Source organism: Microvirga puerhi (assembly GCF_020089865.1).
Classification (GTDB): Bacteria; Pseudomonadota; Alphaproteobacteria; order Rhizobiales; family Beijerinckiaceae; genus Microvirga; species Microvirga puerhi.
This window is the reverse complement of the sequence record NZ_JAIRBM010000006.1, coordinates 149,277-165,620: the sequence shown is the minus strand read 5'-3', so window position 1 is coordinate 165,620 and position 16,344 is coordinate 149,277. Positions and strand designations below refer to the sequence as shown.

Annotated in this window: 16 protein-coding genes; 2 read left to right on the top strand and 14 right to left on the bottom strand. The window is 61.2% G+C overall.

Annotation, left to right across the window (positions count from 1 at the left end; translation table 11 throughout):
• Window positions 1–11: 11 nt before the first annotated feature.
• The 10 genes from K9B37_RS10270 to ehuR form a co-directional block, all read right to left on the bottom strand.
• A complete protein-coding gene (locus K9B37_RS10270) occupies window positions 12–1,523 on the bottom strand; it encodes an NAD-dependent succinate-semialdehyde dehydrogenase (protein WP_224312977.1) in 1,512 nt (503 codons plus the stop codon).
• Between the two features lie 132 nt (window positions 1,524–1,655).
• Complete coding sequence (gene ehuA, locus K9B37_RS10265; RefSeq protein ID WP_224312976.1) at window positions 1,656–2,423, bottom strand: ectoine/hydroxyectoine ABC transporter ATP-binding protein EhuA; 768 nt, start codon at window positions 2,421–2,423, stop codon at window positions 1,656–1,658.
• Window positions 2,420–3,112, bottom strand: a complete 693-nt coding sequence (gene ehuD / locus K9B37_RS10260) for an ectoine/hydroxyectoine ABC transporter permease subunit EhuD (protein ID WP_224312975.1) — start codon at window positions 3,110–3,112, stop codon at window positions 2,420–2,422. Before ehuD ends, ehuA begins: the two co-directional genes overlap by 4 nt.
• A complete protein-coding gene (ehuC, locus tag K9B37_RS10255) occupies window positions 3,109–3,774 on the bottom strand; it encodes an ectoine/hydroxyectoine ABC transporter permease subunit EhuC (RefSeq protein WP_224313083.1) in 666 nt (221 codons plus the stop codon). The genes ehuD and ehuC overlap by 4 nt, the downstream gene beginning before the upstream one ends.
• A 76-nt stretch (window positions 3,775–3,850) precedes the next feature.
• Window positions 3,851–4,702 (bottom strand): ectoine/hydroxyectoine ABC transporter substrate-binding protein EhuB, encoded by an 852-nt coding sequence (gene ehuB / locus K9B37_RS10250; RefSeq protein ID WP_224312974.1) that lies wholly within the window; start codon window positions 4,700–4,702, stop codon window positions 3,851–3,853.
• Window positions 4,703–4,777: 75 nt separating this feature from the next.
• Window positions 4,778–5,788, bottom strand: a complete 1,011-nt coding sequence (gene doeB, locus K9B37_RS10245) for a N(2)-acetyl-L-2,4-diaminobutanoate deacetylase DoeB (protein WP_439651710.1) — start codon at window positions 5,786–5,788, stop codon at window positions 4,778–4,780.
• Window positions 5,789–5,793: 5 nt separating this feature from the next.
• Entirely contained in the window at window positions 5,794–6,975 is a 1,182-nt protein-coding gene (gene doeA / locus K9B37_RS10240) for an ectoine hydrolase DoeA (RefSeq protein ID WP_224312972.1), read from the bottom strand.
• A complete protein-coding gene (eutC, locus tag K9B37_RS10235; RefSeq protein ID WP_224312971.1) occupies window positions 6,972–7,985 on the bottom strand; it encodes an ectoine utilization protein EutC in 1,014 nt (337 codons plus the stop codon). The genes doeA and eutC overlap by 4 nt, the downstream gene beginning before the upstream one ends.
• Window positions 7,985–8,983, bottom strand: coding sequence for a hydroxyectoine utilization dehydratase EutB (gene eutB / locus K9B37_RS10230; protein ID WP_224312970.1), 999 nt, complete (start codon window positions 8,981–8,983; stop codon window positions 7,985–7,987). The genes eutC and eutB overlap by 1 nt, the downstream gene beginning before the upstream one ends.
• Before the next feature lie 197 nt (window positions 8,984–9,180).
• On the bottom strand, window positions 9,181–10,641 hold the full coding sequence (ehuR, locus tag K9B37_RS10225) for a MocR-like ectoine utilization transcription factor EhuR (protein WP_255616527.1): 1,461 nt from the start codon (window positions 10,639–10,641) through the stop codon (window positions 9,181–9,183).
• A gap of 13 nt (window positions 10,642–10,654) precedes the next feature.
• On the opposite strand from ehuR, the gene K9B37_RS10220 reads away from it, so the two are divergent.
• Both K9B37_RS10220 and K9B37_RS10215 read left to right on the top strand, forming a co-directional pair.
• Window positions 10,655–11,176, top strand: a complete 522-nt coding sequence (locus K9B37_RS10220) for an Lrp/AsnC family transcriptional regulator (RefSeq protein WP_224312969.1) — start codon at window positions 10,655–10,657, stop codon at window positions 11,174–11,176.
• Window positions 11,177–11,373: 197 nt separating this feature from the next.
• The gene (locus K9B37_RS10215; protein ID WP_224312968.1) at window positions 11,374–11,946 is read left to right on the top strand and encodes a PRC-barrel domain-containing protein; all 573 of its coding nucleotides are present in this window, start codon (window positions 11,374–11,376) and stop codon (window positions 11,944–11,946) included.
• Window positions 11,947–11,997: 51 nt separating this feature from the next.
• Here the strand turns inward: K9B37_RS10215 and K9B37_RS10210 are convergent, their stop codons facing one another.
• Genes K9B37_RS10210 through K9B37_RS10195 form a run of 4 tightly spaced genes read right to left on the bottom strand, consistent with a single transcriptional unit; the run spans window position 11,998 to window position 16,009 of the window.
• Window positions 11,998–12,747, bottom strand: a complete 750-nt coding sequence (locus K9B37_RS10210; RefSeq protein ID WP_224312967.1) for a proteasome-type protease — start codon at window positions 12,745–12,747, stop codon at window positions 11,998–12,000.
• Window positions 12,748–12,796: 49 nt separating this feature from the next.
• Window positions 12,797–13,615 carry a transglutaminase family protein gene (locus tag K9B37_RS10205; protein ID WP_224312966.1) on the bottom strand — a complete coding sequence of 273 codons (819 nt, stop codon included), beginning with the start codon at window positions 13,613–13,615 and terminating at the stop codon, window positions 12,797–12,799.
• A gap of 2 nt (window positions 13,616–13,617) precedes the next feature.
• A complete protein-coding gene (locus tag K9B37_RS10200; RefSeq protein WP_224312965.1) occupies window positions 13,618–14,562 on the bottom strand; it encodes an alpha-E domain-containing protein in 945 nt (314 codons plus the stop codon).
• Between the two features lie 25 nt (window positions 14,563–14,587).
• On the bottom strand, window positions 14,588–16,009 hold the full coding sequence (locus K9B37_RS10195; RefSeq protein ID WP_224312964.1) for a circularly permuted type 2 ATP-grasp protein: 1,422 nt from the start codon (window positions 16,007–16,009) through the stop codon (window positions 14,588–14,590).
• Window positions 16,010–16,344 lie beyond the last annotated feature (335 nt).

Here is a 16,344-nt window from a genome sequence, read left to right as displayed (position 1 = left end):
TTGGCTCCGGATCAATTGAGGTCAAGGCAGAGGTATTTGAGATCTGTAAAGGCTTCCAGGCCATGGCGCGACCCCTCGCGTCCAACGCCGGATTGTTTCATTCCCCCGAAGGGAATCGGTGCGCCGGTAATCTTGACGCGGTTGATTGCGACCATGCCATATTCCAGCGAGCGCCCCAGGCGCAAAGCGCGGGCGCCATTCTCCGTCACCACGTAGGCGACGAGGCCGTACTCCGTGGCATTGGCCCGTGCTACCACTTCGTCCTCCGTATCAAACGGCGTCACGGCCGCGACCGGCGCAAAAGTTTCCTCGCTCATGATCAGTGCCTCATCCGGCACATCGGCGAGCAAGGTCGGCATGACATAGAGCGGCCCGATGGAAGCGCCGTCCCCAGTCATTTGGCGCGCTCCACGAGACACGGCATCGTCGATCTGCGCCCGCGCTTTCGAAACCGCCGTGGCATGCATCAGAGGGCCGATTTCCGTGTCCGCTTCCAGCCCCGGCCCGACCTTCAGAGACGAGATTCGCTGGGCGAAAGCTTCGCAGAAAGCTTTGTAGAGAGGACGCTGCACGAAGATGCGGTTTGCGGCAAGACAGTCCTGCCCCGATGTGGCGAACTTGGCTGCCATGGCTATGTTGACGGCCTTGTCCAGGTCGGCATCCTCGAATACCAGGAGCGGGGCATGGCCGCCGAGTTCCATCACCAGACGTTTCATGGTGGCGGCGCAGCGGGAGGCGATCTTGCGGCCGATCTCCGTCGAGCCGGTGAAGCTCACGACGCGGACGCGCTCGTCATCACAGAAGCGGTTGGCAATCGGCTCCGCGTCGCCCGTTACGATGTTGAACACACCGGCTGGCAGGCCGGCGCGCTCCCCAAGCTCTGCCAGCGCAAGGGCGGACAGCGGCGTATAAGAGGATGGATGCGCGACGATCGTGCAGCCGGCGGCAAGAGCTGCAGCCGCCTTGCGCGTCAGCATGGCCGAGGGGAAATTCCAGGGGGTCAGCAAGGTCGCCACTCCGAGTGGCTCGCGCCGGACCATCATCTCCGCGCCAGCCAGATGGCTCGTCACGCTTTCCACGTTCAGCCGCTTCGCTTCCTCTGCGAACCATTCCACGAAGGATGCTGCATAGTCGATCTCGCCGAGCGCTTCGGAATACGGCTTGCCTTGTTCGAGGGTCATGATCAGCGCCAGATCCTCCCGCGCGGAAAGGATGAGGCCGTGCCAGGCACGCAGAAGCGCTGCGCGCTGCTGCGGCAGAAGCCGCCGCCACGCCGGCAGGGCTCGACTCGCCGCGTCGACCGCCTGCGTGGCGTCATCCGCACCGAGGCGGGACACGCGCGCCACGATGAGACCCGACGCGGGATCGCGGATGTCGAAACGATCGTCTGAGGCCGCGCCGGTCCAGCGGCCGTCGATATAGGCCATCTCGCGAAGCAGGCGTGGATCCTGCAGGCGATTGAGAGCCGGATGGATATCCGCTTTCGTGGGCATGGAAGCAGTCGGGTATGTTATCGCGTTCATGCGGTGCTCTCCTGGAGGCCGGTATGACAAAACTAGCCCTGGAGGCGGCGAGACAGTTTCCGTTCTTTCGGGAGATCGCAGATAGAGTCTCGGTTTTTATGGAGCTGCGCCGAGACTCTCATCGTGAGTGGATCAGGTGTTCAGAATCGAGCTGAGGAACTCCCGCGTGCGCGGCTGTTCTGGATTGGTGAAGAACTTCTCCGGCTCTCCCTGTTCCACGATACGGCCTTTGTCGAAGAAGCAGACGCGGTCGGAGACTTCGCGGGCAAAGCGCATCTCGTGAGTGACGAGCAGCATGGTCAGGTCATGCTCACGGGCAAGATCGCGAATGACACCTAGAACTTCGCCGACCAGCTGCGGATCGAGCGCCGACGTCGGTTCATCGAACAGGAGGACCCGCGGCCGCATCGCAAGAGCGCGCGCGATGGCGACACGCTGTTGCTGGCCACCGGAAAGCTGGCTTGGGTAGTGATCCTTCTTGTCGAGAAGCCCCACCATGCGCAGAAGCTCGGTCGCTCGCGTCTCCGCTTCGTCACGCTTCATGTTCAGAACGGCGATCGGCGCCTCGACGATGTTGCGCATGACGGTCATGTGAGGGAACAGATTGAAGCTCTGGAACACCATGCCGACATTGCTGCGGATCTTGTGAAGGTGCTTCTCGCTGGCCTTGAACGTTCCGCGCCCATTGGGCTCATGGTAGCTGAGGCCGGCCAGTTCGAGCTTTCCTTCCTGGAACGGCTCCAGCGTCATGAGAATGCGCAGAACAGTGGATTTTCCGGAGCCCGATGGTCCAATCAGGGTGACTTTCTCGCCCTGTTGAACTTCGAAGTTGAAGTTGTCGAGGACGGTGAGGGCCCCAAATCGCTTGGTGACGTTCTGGAAACGGATGATGGATGTCATCGCAGGGGAATCCCGCTCTTGGGCAGGGCTCTTTCAACAAGGTGGATCAGAGCCGAGCAGATGAGAGTCATGGGGAGGAAGATCAGGCCGACCATGGAAAGTGGTACGAGATAGTCGAAAGTCCGCTCTCCGATCATGTTGGCAAGGCCGAGCATGTCGAGTACGGTCACCACGGACAAGACCGGAGTCTCCTTCAACATGGAAACTAGATAATTTCCCAGCGACGGAACGATCCGTGGAATCATTTGCGGAATCACGATGTCGCGGTAGGTCTGAAACCGGGAGAGGTTGAGTGCGGTCGCCGCCTCCCATTGGCCACGCTGGATCGCATCGATGCCTCCGCGATAGACTTCCGACGTGTAGGCCGAGTACTGCAGGCCCAGAGCCAAGGCGCCTGTCATGAACGCAGGCAGGACAATTCCGAAATCCGGCAGGACGTAGTAGAGGAAGAACAATTGCACCAGAAGCGGTGTGTCACGGACGAACTCGGTAAAGCATGCGACCGTCCATGAGATGGCCCTGATCCGGCTCCGACGCAGGAGCGCAAGAACGAGCCCGAAAACAAGGGCGATGGCATAGCCGACCGCTGCGGCCTGCAAGGTGACGAGAAGCCCGATACCGAGGATCGGCAGGATCGACGTTGCGAAGGCGAGGGTGGAGGACGTATCCCATTCATAGCCGTACATCATGAGTGGGCACTCCGAGAAAAGGCCGCGCCACGCCGTAATTTCATCTCGATAAGGCGGACGATGAGCATCAGCCCGAGCGCGATAATGAAGTAGCCGACCAAGGTCAGCGTATAAACCGTCGCGCTGTCGAGGGTGATATTGCGCAGGGATTGCGCCTGGAACGTGAGGTCCGCAATGGAGATCAGCGAGACGAGGGCCGTGTCTTTGAGGTTCTGGACTGCGAGATTGCCGAAGGCGGGCATCATTTCGACGACCGCTTGCGGCATGAAGATATGCCAGAGCGTATAGGTCTTGCTGAAATTGAGCGCCCGGGCGGCCTCATATTGGGAGACGGGAACCGCGAGCAGCGCGCCGCGGACCACTTCGGCTCCGAAGGCCCCTGTCAGAAGCGAGAGAGTCATGATTCCCGTCGTGATCGGATTGAACGAGATGCCGATCAAGGGAAGCGCATAGTAGAACCAGAAGAGCTGAACGAGCAGGGGTGTGCCGCGAAACAGCACGATATAGACGAAGGCGATTCCCGACACGATCGGATTGCTCGACGTGCGCGCGATTCCTGCTGCGAAGGCCAGAATCGTGCCGAGCACGATCGAAGCCAACGAGATTATGACGGTGATCTGTGCGCCCTTTAGGAGAGGCGCGAGATACTGCATCCATGTCATCGTCGTGATCTCCTCGCGAAGAGACCCTCCGGTCATGCGCAACGCTCATGGCCGGAGGGTGGGGCGATGTCGGCGACTATTTGCCGGCGCAGAGATCCGCGACGTTCTTGGCAGCGGCGGCCTTGATGCTTTCTTCGCTCAGACCATAGGACGTGAGAATCTTCTTGTAATCGTCCGTTTTGCGAAATTCCACGAGCGCCTTGTTGAAGGCGTCGTGAAGGTCCTTGTCCTCCGGGCGGAAAGCAAAGCCGCCATAATTGCGGACCGGCTTCCCATCGACGATCGGATCGGTGAAGGGACGAACCTGCTCGACATCCTTGCCGCCTTCGGCGAGCTTGGAAACCGTCAGCTCCGTCGCCGCATAGGCGTCCGCCCGCGTCTGCACCGTGGACAGGGCGTCGGCATTGGCCTGGATGATGATGATCTGATTGTCCTTCACGCCGACCGCACGCAGGAAGTCGATATTGTTGGCGCCGGAAACCACGGCCACTTTGAGCGACGGATCCTTGGCGATGTCGGCGTAGGTGGTCAGCTTCTTCGGATTGCCCTTCTTCACCAGGAGGCCTTCGCCGTAGCTGGAGTTCGGCTCCGTGAACGTTACCTGCTTGCAGCGCTCGGGCGAAATGTTTTGCTCGGCGGCCGCGAAAGCGAAGCGGCGTGCCTTGAGGCCCGGAATGAGGGTGCCGAACGGCGTCACCGTCCAGTTGACCTCATTGACGCCCATACGTTTGAAAACCGCCACGGCAACATCCGGACCGATGCCGGCGGCGGAGCCGTCTTCCTTCATATAGCCGTAGGGTACCTCGTTGGCGGTCGCGCCCTGGACATAGCCGGCGCTTTTGACGTCATCGAGCGTCACGGCATGGGCGCTCGCGATGCCTGCGGCAAGAGATAGTAAGGCTACGCCATAACGAACTGTCTTATGCATCTGGTCTTCTCCTCTGGGTTGTGGGTCCGCGTGCCGGTTGCTCCGGCTTGCAGCGTTGTCGCTGGCGGGTCTGGTTCAGTGTGCTTCCTCCATGGTTGCGACTACTGAGAGGCAGTCGCCCATCTTGACGAGGCCTGGAAAGTGCCGCGCAGCAAGAACGCCGTCGAGCTTGGCCCGGTATTCGGCAGGAGGCAGTCCGGTGCGTCCGATGGGATGAATGCGGGCGATGATGTCGCCCGCTCGGACGGGAGCACCAAGATCGATGCAAGGTTCGATGAGCCCGTCATCCTCTGCAAAGCTGAAGCAATCGTCCGACGGCATGTCGAGCCAGCGCGTCGGTGCGGTCTCCGGCGTTCCGGAAACGATGCCTGCATGTTTGAGCACGTTCATGACGCCGCGCTTGGCAATTCCGGCTGTGAAGGCTGTGGAAGTGCCGCCGCCCGACAGCTCCGTTGTGACGAACACTTTGCCCATCTCTTCGGCCGCAGAGTCGTACATACCGACCGAGTCGATCTCGACCATCTTCATGGAGTAGGGTGCGGCGAAGGCTACAACGGCGTCGAAGCAACGTTTCTCCTGTGTCTTGTCCGGCAACTGGTGTGCGGCCGCATAAGGCAAGAAATCCAGCGTACGTCCTCCGGAGTGAAAGTCGAGCACGATGTCGGCCAGGGGTAGTAAGGTACGCTGGAAATAATCTGCAATCTTCTCCGTTACCGTGCCGTCGGGCCGGCCCGGAAAGCTGCGATTGAGGTTGCCCCGGTCAATGGGAGATGTGCGCGTCCCGGCCCGGAAGGCCGGATAGTTCATGGCCGGTACGATCACGACGCGGCCATGGACGTCCTCGGCCTTCAGGGTTCGTGCCAGATCGAACAGGGCGACCGGCCCCTCATACTCGTCGCCATGGTTGCCGCCCGTGAGAAGCGCCGTTGGGCCTTCACCGCGCTTCACGACCGTGATTGGGACCATGACCGAACCCCAGGCGGAATCATCCCTGCTATAGGGAAGGCGCAGGTGGCCGTGTTGAACCCCGTCGACTTCGAAGTCGACGGTGGCCGCAATCGGGGAGGGGCGCAGAACGGGCGTCATGATGTTCATGGCTTCACGAAGAGCTGGCGCGGCATGTTGGAGAGGCATTCGACACCGGTATTCGTGATGACGATGCTCTCCGTGATCTCAAGGCCCATGTTTTCGAGCCAGAGGCCTGTCATGAAGTGGAACGTCATACCGGGTTGAAGTTCCGTCCGGTCGCCGGGGCGCAGGCTCATGGTGCGCTCGCCCCAATCCGGAGGATAACTCAGGCCGATCGGATAGCCCGTGCGGTTGTCCTTCACGATGCCGTAGCGCTTGAGGACAGCGAAGAAAGCGTTGGCGATGTCTTCGCAGACGTTTCCGGGCTTGGCTGCCGCCAGTCCTTCTTCCATGCCTTCAAGAACGGCTTTCTCCGCATCCAGAAAGGCCTGTGTCGGCCTGCCGAGGAAGAGGGTGCGTGAAAGAGGGCAATGATAGCGCTTGTAGCAGCCCGCGATTTCGAAGAACGTGCCTTCGCCGCTGCGCATCGGGCGGTCATCCCAGGTCAGATGCGGAGCCGAAGCCTCTTCTCCGGACGGAAGCAACGGCACGATGGCAGCATAGTCCCCACCGTAGCCGTCGACACCGCGCAGACTCGCATCGTAGATCTCCGCGACGAGATCGCTCTTGCGGATGCCGGGCTCGGCTTTTTCAAGAATGCGCCGATGCATGGCCTCTACGATGCGGCCCGCCTTCTTCATGTATTCGATTTCTGTCGAGCTCTTCACGGCGCGCTGCCAATTCACGAGCGACAGGGCATCCTTGAATCGGGCATTCGGCAGGTGCTTCGTTAGCGAAAGATAGGCTGCAGCGGAGAAGTAGTAGTTGTCCATCTCGACCGCGATCGTCCCCTTGTCCCAACCGCGCTTCGCGATGAGGTCGGACAGGAAATCCATCGGATGGCGTTCCGTCGACTGAACATAGTGGTCTGGGTAGCCGACGATGTTGTCGTGCGCCAGATAGGCGGTGCGCTTGGCGCCGTTGGCATCCTGACCGCGTCCGTACCAGATCGGTTCGCCGTCCGGGGGAACCAGGACGCATTGATGAACGTAGAACGACCAGCCATCATAGCCCGTCAGCCAGTGCATGTTCGATGGATCGGTGACGATCAGGAGATCGATCCCCGCCTTGTCCATGGCCTTGCGGGTCTTTTCGAGCCGCGCGGCATATTCGGCGCGGCTGAAATTGAGATGAGGCGGGTTCAAGGGCGTCCTCCGGCTGATTCTTGAGTGTTGATGGTTCGACCTGCTGCCGACTCGCGTGCCCGCCGGTGGGCGAGCGTTGCGATGGCGGTATCCTGGACACCGGTGCCGGTCAGATCGCAGAAGGTGATGGAATCGCGCGTCTCACGGCCGGGCTTTTGACCGGCGATGACCTGTCCCAGTTCCGGAAATGGTCGATCGGGAGCAATCAGTCCCGCCTTGATGGCATGATGCAGTTCGCCGAGCCGGCGCGTCTGGGCGACACTGTCGGCGACGTAAGACGAACGCGCAAAGACAGCAGGTTCGATCTCGTTCTTATGTTCGGAATCGGAGCCCATCGCTGTGATATGCTGGCCGGGCCGGAGCCATTCCGCCTTCAGGATCGGCTGTTCGGCGGGAGTCGTCGTGACGATGACGTCCGCGTCTTCGCATGCTGCCGCAGGCGTCGACGCTGCTTCCACTATAATCCCGAGCGTGCCGCTGAGCTCGCGTGCCGTTGCCGTGGCTTTTTGCTGGTCGCGCGCCCAGATCCGCGCATATCGGATCGGGCGGACAAGGGTGAGCGCACTCAGTTGAAGGCGGGCCTGAAGGCCGGCTCCAAAGATTGCCGCGCTCTGCGCATCCTCCCGTGCGAGATGTTTCGCCGCGACAGCACCGGCTGCCGCTGTGCGGATGTCGGTGAGATAGCCGTTGTCGAGAAGGAGCGCTTCGACGAGCCCGGTTGTCGTGCTCAAAAGAACCATGAGGCCGTTGAGGCTCGGCAGGCCCAGTTTTGGATTGTCGAAGAATCCTGGGCTGATCTTGATGGCGAAGCCATCCAGACCGGGAACATAGGCGGTCTTCACATCGACCTCGCCGCGATGCTCCGCGATGTCGAGCCTCAGGATCGGCGGCATGACGACCGGCTTCGTTGCCAGCGCCGCGAAGGCATCTTCGATGCAGGTCACAGCACTTGCATCGAGCTTGACGATGGCGCGAAGGTCCGGCTCGGTGAGTACGAGCATCTTTGCCATCAGCCATGTCCTCCTGCACCGCTGGTTTTCTCCGCCGCGCCGAAAGCGATCTGGCGGTGTCGCGCCTCATCGATGTTGCGGCCCGATACGACGACGACCGTAGGGCCTCTCGGCACGACCTTGCCTGCCAGGAGCGCGGCGATACCCACCGCACCGGCCCCTTCCACGATCTCGCCCTCTTCGATGGAGGCATGACGGATGCCAGCTGCGATTTCATCCTCCGACAGCAGCACGACATCGTCGAGGAGGTCGCGGCACATGGCGAAGGTGTATCGGTTGGCGAGGCCAATTCCGCCGCCGAGGGAATCCGCCAGGGTTTCCTGTTCCTCGACTGAAACCGGGTGCCCCGCATTCAGGCTTTCGGACATGGCCGCTCCGCGGGCCATGGATATGCCGACGGCGCGTATGTGAGGAGACTTGTTCTTCATCGCGGCGGCGACGCCTGCCGCAAGACCGCCTCCGGAGAGGGGGATGAGGACGAGCGCGGTGTCGGGTGCATCCTCCACGATCTCAAGGCCGATCGTTCCCTGACCGGCGATCACGGCCGCATGGTCGAAGGGCGGTACAGCAGTCAAACCTTCTTCGCGCACGAGACGGTCGACCTCGTTCTGGGCATCGTCCTGCGAATGACCGACGATGCGGACCTCGGCCCCGAGGGCACGAACGGCGTCGACTTTATTGCTCGGAACGAGAGCAGACATGCAGACGACCGCGTGTACGCCCGCGGCCTTCGCCGCCTGTGCCAGGGCGCGTCCGTGATTTCCGGTCGAGGCCGTGACGAGTCCGCGCTCCCGTGCATCGCGGCTCAAGGAGAGAACCGCATTGCTGGCTCCCCGCAACTTGAAGCTCCCTGTCGTTTGACGGGTCTCAAGCTTGAGGTGGACGGGAGCGCCACACCGGACTGAAAGACTCGCGGAATGATTGAGAGGAGTCCGAAGGATGTGAGGCGCGATCCTCACTCGCGCTTCCATCACCATATCGAGCCCGATCAGCGTCATGCGTTGCAATCCACCGATGCACTGAGATCGCGAAGGTCTAGGCGACCGAAGCCGGATCGACTGATTGGGGCTGCCTTGAAGCAGAGGAACGCTTCGGACCTTGCGCGCATTCGCCATCTTTCACCATGACAAAGCGATGGTGTAATGAGCAAAAAATCATGTCAATAATTATATTGTCATGAAACAATTGCCACTGTTCAGGCGATGGAGCTGACGTCGAAGACCGGCGGTAATTGATCGAAGGTGCGCCTGACGATATGGAGTGCCTCGGCTAGGGCTCCATGGGACAGCCGCCCGCCGAGGCAGATACGGATGCCGCCCGCGTCGGTTTCGCCTGCGATGAAGGGGTCTGACGGCGTGACGGCGACGTGGTTCTGGGCCAGGGCGCGCACCAGGCCTTCTTCCGTCCAGCGTGGCGGCACCTTGAGCCAGGCGCAAAGGGACAGGGGATGCGTCTGGGCAATGTGCTCGCTCAGGATTTCGCTTACGATGGTCTGGCGGGCACGCGCTTCCTGTCGCTGCACGTCGAGCAGTTCCTGCGCCGTTCCGTCCTCGATCCACCGTGCTGCGATCTCCGCAGCAAGATTGGTGGCGCTCCAGGTCGTGACGCGCATGATGCTGGCGACGCGGATGCTGTAATGCGACGGCACGACGAGATACCCGACCCGTAATCCCGTCAGGACCGATTTGGTGAAGCTGGTCGTGAAGAAGCCGAGATCGGGCAGGAGCTCGGCGAATGCTGGAAGCGGCTCCTCCAGAAGGGGCTTGTACACCTCGTCTTCGATGACGAACACGCCGTAGCGACGCGCGACTTCGGCGATGGCCTGCCGGCGTCCGGCCCCCATGACATGGCTCGTTGGGTTGCCCAGCGTCGGCACGAGCACCAGCGCCGTGACGCCTCCGGCTGCACAGGCTTCCTCGAAGGCCTCGACGAGGATGCCCTCTCGATCGATCGGCAGGCCGCGGAGGTTGAAGCCGAGCACGTTGGCGAGGCCGATGATACCGTGGTCCGTCAGGCATTCCGTAAGGACGGTCTCCCCGGCCTGGACGACGGCCGCGACGGCCAGGAAGAGGCCGTGGGCGGCGCCGTTGGTAATGAGGATGCGATCCTTATTCGCCTCGACGCCCAGGCCTCGCAGCCAGGTCTGGGCTGCGGCGCGATGAGGGTCCAATCCCGCGATGGGGCGGCAGGGACGCATGAATGTGCTGTTGTCGGCCTCCGCCAGCCGCTGCATGACGATGCGGGACGCATGCTCATGAGCTTCCGTATAGACCGCCCGGACGATGGAAAGATCCATGGTCTCGCCCTCGTTGCGGTCGAGCATGAATCGATCGGCCTTTTCCGTCACACGGCTGCGGACGAAAGTGCCTCTGCCGACCTCTCCCCGCAGATAGCCCCGCCTCTCGGCCTCCTTGTAGCTGAGGCTGACGGTCTGCACCGAGACGCCCAGCTTGCGGGCGAGATCGCGATGGGTCGGCATGCGGGCGCGCGGCGGCAGGACGTTGGCGTCGATGTCCGCGATGATCCGCTCGGTCAGAATCTTATGTTTCGTCGCTCCCTTCCGCTTGACCAGGATGGGCTGCCAGTCGGCCTCGTCGTCCCCCGGCAGGCCGGGGGCGGCTTCCTGATCGGCTGGGAAAGGTATTGATCCACGCATGGGATTGTCTCGAATGCTGAGGGTCGATAATCATGACATTGTGCTGAAACTCTGGATAGCCATGAAACTCGACAAGATCGATCTGAAAATTCTGACAGCTCTTCAGAAAGATGGTCGGATGACCAAGCTTCGGCTGGCGGAAGCCGTCAACCTTTCGCCGGCGGCCTGCTGGGAACGGCTGAGCAGGCTGGAGAAAGGGGGGGTGATCACGGGCTACGTAGCCCGCATCAACCCTGACAGCTTTGCCCGCCGTCTGACGGTGCTGGTCGAGGTGATGCTGAGGAGCCACCAGCAGATCGACTTTCAGCGGTTCGAGGAGGCGATTCTGAAGGAGCCCGCCATCATCTCCTGTGATGCGACCGGCGGCGGGGTGGACTACATTCTCAAGGTCGTCTCTGACAGTATCGACAGCTATCAGAGGTTGATCGACAAGCTCTTGGCGCTCGATCTGGGGATCGAGCGCTATTTTACTTATGTCATTACCAAGAATGTGAAGACGACAGATCCGCCTTTTGATCTTTTTGCCGAGCAATGATTGGTGAAAGCCCTTCGAAGAGGGCGACAAGATAAGCGGATCGATACAGGAAGCTTTCCTGGAACGAAGTTAAACTGCTCTCACGTGTTCAGGGATCGCGGCAGCCGAGCCTTGGCGCGAAACCCGCTTCATTGCATTTATACGCGGAACGTGTGTCAATGTCCGGGGGCTCTCTAACGTCGAGCGGGAGGTTCTTGATGCGAACCTACTACCTGTTCCGGTCCCAGACGAACCCTGAGCTGCGCGGCTTTGCCGAGGATGCCACCGGCCGTCAGCTTCCGGATGACGAGGGACCATGGACCTTCGTGCAGCAGATCTCTCCGGATGAAGAATGGAACCTGGACATCAGCCGGGCTGTCGTCGCCACGGGCGTGCTGGAGAACGGCTGCTATCTCTGGGGGCCGCTCCAGCATGCAGCCTCCGCCAAGCCGATCGTCGAGAGCGATCGCGTCGAGGGAACCCCGGTCTTCGACCGCGACGACAACCGGGTCGGCACCATCAAGCGGCTGCTGATCGAGAAGGTGAGCGGTCGTGTGCTGTATGTCGATGTGGCCTTCGGCGGGTTTCTCGGCCTCGGAACACGCCACTATACGATTCCTTGGGACCAGCTCTCCTATGCGCCCGGTCTCGGCGGATATCACACGGATATCTCGGAGGAGCAGCTGCGAGGTGCGCCGCCGTTCTACGGCAACAACCAGACGTGGCCGGAGCCTGCGCAGGAGCAGAGGACAAGGGAATATTGGCGCACGGTGTCCGAAGAGCGCATTTGATCCGGGCCCGGAACATGTGAACGTCGCCGAGGTGTATATGACACGGGACGGCTAAAAGGTCTCGTCAATATATGGGGGATGTGGAATGGCCTGGTGGGCGGCACGGAGCGCCGCCGACCAGCGATCGCGGAGATCGCGGAAATACGGCTCGTCCTCCTGGATCCGATAGGACAGCCCGGTCTTAAGGGCATCGCGCTTCGCCACCATGATGTCGATGGGCAGGCCGACGCCGAGATTGGACTTCAGAGTCGAGTCCATGGAGATGAGGCCGAGCTTCAGCGCCTCCACCAGTCCGACATCGTAGGAAATGGCGCGGTCGAGAATGGGCTTACCGTATTTCGGTTCGCCGATCTGCAGAAACGGCGTGTCCTGCGTCGCTTCGATGGCGTTGCCGGCCGAGTAGATCTGATAGAGGCGCATCGGCCCTTTCCCGATCTGTCCGCCGAGCAGGACCATCACGTCGAAGGTCGTGCCTCTCTTTTCCATCTCGGCTCCATCCACCTCATAGACGCGGCGAATGGCGCGGCCGATCAGCTGTGCGGCCTTGAACATGCTGGACACGGTCATGAGCGTCGTCAGCTCACCCGTTTCAGGATCCTCCAATCCGTCTCCGAGGAGCGATAGGACCGACTGGCTCACGGAGAGGTTCCCGGCCGTCGCCAGGGCGATGACCCTATCGTTGGCGGCTTCGAAGACGTGGAGCTTGCGGAACGTCGCGATATTGTCCACGCCGGCATTGGTGCGCGTATCGGCGATCATCACGAGGCCATCCTGAACGAGGATGCCGACGCAATAGGTCATGGGAGTTCCTCCAGGAGCCTTCTGGTCGTGTTGGCTGGTCGGTGCCATCCTAGGCCTGTATCTGTCGCGCGCTCTCGACCCTCAGGGAGACCTCGAGGGCCTCTTGAGATATCCCGTAATAGCTGCCGCGAACAGGGGCAGCCTCGAGGTAATCCAGGCCTATTGCGAGACGGACGTAGTGTTCCGTTGCGGAAACACCATTGGCCGGATCGAAGCTGACCCAGCCGAGATCCTGGATGTGAGCTTCGGCCCAGGCATGACCGGCCTCCTGCTCAGGCGCGTCCGGCTTATGCAGGTAGCCGGACACGTAGCGCGCTGGAATTCGTGCCGTGCGGGCCATCGCCAGAAAGACATGCGTAAAGTCCTGGCAGACGCCGTGCCCAGCCGAGAACGCATCGGCGGCCATGGTGGCGCTGTCCGTTGCCTTGGTGTCGAAACGCATGTGCTGATGGATTGCACCCATCAAGGCATGAGCCTTGTCGAGAGGGTTGGAGTGACGTCCCGCTTCCGCTCCCGCGAGTGCGCTGATCTCCGCACTGCTGCGGGTCAGTGGCGTTTCCCTCAGATAGAATGCAGGAGGAAAGCGTTCGATTCCGCCCTTAATGATACCCGATGTGTCGGATGTCTCGATCTCGCCGGCGACCCGCAGCTTGACTTGAGCGAGAGGGCCGGAGGCATAAAGATTGTGAGCGATGTTGCCGTACCAATCGTCCTGGCGCATGAGGCGGGCATCGCAATCCGTGTCGATGCTCCACGAAATCACGGTCTGACCCTCGTGGCCGCGCGGCGTGAGGCGCAGCATCTGGATCGCCGATTTGACGGGCGTGCTGTAGCTATACGTCGTCTCGTGAAGGATCCGGATGCGCATGGTCAGGACAGATACTGGTTCGAGATGGCGACGCTCAGCCGATTGTTCTCCGCGATGAAGTCCTGAAGAAATTCGTGCAGACCGTTCTGAAAGATGTCAGTGATCGTCTGATTGGCAAGCCGCGCATGGGACGCTCTTGCGCTCCGCTGAGCGACACCCGACGTACCGTAGCGCTGGGCGATGTCGTCGAGATGCCGCGACAGGGAGGCATAGCAGGCGGCCAGGGAGCGTGGCATTTCTTCCCGTAGGATCAGGAGATCCGCGACGAGCCAGGGCTTCAGGTTCTGGTGATAGACCCATTGATAGCTGACGAGAGCGGAAACGGATCGCAGGATGGCGGCCCATTGATAATAGTCGATTCCGCCGCCGACCTCGGCGTCCCGCGGCAGCAGAACGTGATACTTCACGTCCAGGACGCGCGCCGTATTGTCGGCCCGCTCGATATAGACGCCGAGTCTGGAGAACCAATACGCGTCGTTGCGCAGCATGGTCCGCAAGGCGGAGCCGTCATAGCGCAGGGACGCTTCTTTCACGAGGTTCAGGAAGCGGGGCAGGTCCTCGACGTTGATCTTACGGTTCTTGAACGGGCGCAGATCGAGCCAGGCCGAGTTGATGGCCTCCCACATTTCCGATGTGAGGGCGCTGCGCACCGAGCGTGCATTCTGTCGCGCAGTATCGAGGCAGCGCTGGATGCTGGACGGGTTCGCTTCGGAGAATGCCAGGAATTCGATCACCTGCTCCGGCGTCGCGTCACTATAGGCGTTCTGGAACTGGTCCTGGCACCCGGCTGTGACGATGGCCGATTCCCATTCATTGCCGCTTGCGCCGTTGTACCCGATCGGCATGGAGGCCATGCGATAGGCGACGTCCAGGATCCGGGCGGTGTTCTCCGCACGCTCCACATAGCGTGACAGCCAGTAGAGACTATCGGCGTCGCGGCTCAGCACGGAATGTGTCTCCTCACCAGCCCGGTCATTCGCTCAAGACCCATGTATCTTTCGTGCCGCCCCCCTGGCTCGAATTGACGACCAGCGATCCGGGCGTGAGCGCGACGCGCGTCAGGCCGCCAGGCACGATCCGTACGCCGTTGAGCCCGGTCAGGACGAAGGGGCGTAGATCCACATGCCGCGGCGACAAGCCGTCCTTCGTCAGAACCGGGCTCGTCGACAGGGCGAGGGTTGGTTGCGCGATGTAGTTGTCGGGCGCCGCAAGAACCTGGGCGCGAAAACGCTCCCGCATGTCGTTTGTCGCATGGGGGCCAACCAACATGCCGTAGCCGCCCGAGCCGTTCACCTCCTTGACGACGAGTTCATGAAGATTGTCGAGAACGTAGGCGAGCGCTTCTTTTTCGCGGCAACGCCATGTCGGGACATTCTTCAGGATCGGGTCTTCGCCCAGATAGAAGCGGATGATGTCGGGCACATAGCTATAGATCGCCTTGTCGTCGGCAACGCCGGTTCCGGGCGCGTTGGCGATCGTCACGTTTCCGCTGCGGTAGGCCGAGATCAGGCCAGGAACGCCGAGAGCCGAGTCGGGGCGAAAGACCAGGGGATCGAGATAGTCGTCGTCGATGCGACTGTAGATGACGTCGACCCGTCGCGGTCCCTCCGTCGTGCGCATGTAAACGATTTCATCGCGCACGAAGAGGTCACGGCCCTCCACCAGCTCGACACCCATGCGGTCGGCCAGGAAGCTGTGCTCGTAATAGGCGCTGTTCAAAGGGCCTGGCGTCAGCAGCACGACCCGCGGCTCGGCCGCGCCGCTTCCAGGTGAAATCGATTTCAAGGCGGCGAAGAGCTCGTCGACATAGTTGTCGATCGGGCGGATGCGCTGCATTGCCATCAGGTCGGGAAACAGCCGCAGCATGACCTCGCGGTTCTCCAGCATGTAGGAGACGCCGGACGGCGTGCGGAGATTGTCCTCCAGGACGTAGAAATCCTCGTCGTCGACGCGGACGATATCGATACCGGCGACCTGGACATAGATGCCGCCACGGACGGCAAGGCCGTTCATCTGCGGCCGGAAATATGGATTCCGGAAGACGAGCTCCTGCGGGACGATCCCGGCGCGCAGGATTTCGCGCTTGCCATAGAGGTCGCTGAGGAACAGGTTGAGGGCCTTGACCCTTTGTTCGAGCCCCCGCGACAGCCGGGACCATTCTCCGCTCGAAAAGATCCGTGGAATGACGTCGAAGGGAATGAGGCGTTCTTCCGCTTCGGCATTGCCATAGACCGCAAAAGTGATCCCGACTTTGCGAAAGAAGAGTTCCGCTTCTTCGGAACGATGCTGCAGGAGTTGTGGCGGCGAGGAATCGAGCCAGCTCCGGAGCACGCGATAGGCGTCTCGGATCGAGCCACCATCGCCTGTCATCTCGTCGAAAACGGGTCTGATCATGACCGAGAGTCCAACGCCCTCCCTGAACGAGATGCTTTGCCGATAGCGGCAGCACTGCCCGTTTCATAGGCTAGAGGCACGGCAAGCGGCGCGGCAAGGTCAATAAGGGGCAGGTCGCAGGCAACCATTGCCCGGAAAATCATCACTTGCATCTTTATTGCTCAGCTGGCCGCTGGATCCTACAAATGCTGCTAAGCGTAAACCGGGTGACGGGCCACCTCCGGATGGAGAGGAGCCAAGAAATTATTTGATTGCGGATCGGGAAGGTTCGGCTCTCTGCTTCCGTATCGGCATGAGATTGTAGTCCTCAACCGTCGGGCCTGGACCTATGGCCG

Excerpts from the sequence above, each read along its gene's own strand:
- K9B37_RS10270 (WP_224312977.1), bottom strand. The coding sequence starts at position 1,523 with ATGAACGCGATAACATACCCGACTGCTTCCATGCCCACGAAAGCGGAT.
- ehuA (WP_224312976.1), bottom strand. The coding sequence starts at position 2,423 with ATGACATCCATCATCCGTTTCCAGAACGTCACCAAGCGATTTGGGGCC.
- ehuD (WP_224312975.1), bottom strand. The coding sequence starts at position 3,112 with ATGATGTACGGCTATGAATGGGATACGTCCTCCACCCTCGCCTTCGCA.
- ehuC (WP_224313083.1), bottom strand. The coding sequence starts at position 3,774 with ATGACATGGATGCAGTATCTCGCGCCTCTCCTAAAGGGCGCACAGATC.
- ehuB (WP_224312974.1), bottom strand. The coding sequence starts at position 4,702 with ATGCATAAGACAGTTCGTTATGGCGTAGCCTTACTATCTCTTGCCGCA.
- doeB (WP_439651710.1), bottom strand. The coding sequence starts at position 5,788 with ATGACGCCCGTTCTGCGCCCCTCCCCGATTGCGGCCACCGTCGACTTC.
- eutC (WP_224312971.1), bottom strand. The coding sequence starts at position 7,985 with ATGGCAAAGATGCTCGTACTCACCGAGCCGGACCTTCGCGCCATCGTC.
- eutB (WP_224312970.1), bottom strand. The coding sequence starts at position 8,983 with ATGACGCTGATCGGGCTCGATATGGTGATGGAAGCGCGAGTGAGGATC.
- ehuR (WP_255616527.1), bottom strand. The coding sequence starts at position 10,641 with ATGCGTGGATCAATACCTTTCCCAGCCGATCAGGAAGCCGCCCCCGGC.
- K9B37_RS10220 (WP_224312969.1), top strand. The coding sequence starts at position 10,655 with ATGCTGAGGGTCGATAATCATGACATTGTGCTGAAACTCTGGATAGCC.
- K9B37_RS10215 (WP_224312968.1), top strand. The coding sequence starts at position 11,374 with ATGCGAACCTACTACCTGTTCCGGTCCCAGACGAACCCTGAGCTGCGC.
- K9B37_RS10210 (WP_224312967.1), bottom strand. The coding sequence starts at position 12,747 with ATGACCTATTGCGTCGGCATCCTCGTTCAGGATGGCCTCGTGATGATC.
- K9B37_RS10205 (WP_224312966.1), bottom strand. The coding sequence starts at position 13,615 with ATGCGCATCCGGATCCTTCACGAGACGACGTATAGCTACAGCACGCCC.
- K9B37_RS10195 (WP_224312964.1), bottom strand. The coding sequence starts at position 16,009 with ATGATCAGACCCGTTTTCGACGAGATGACAGGCGATGGTGGCTCGATC.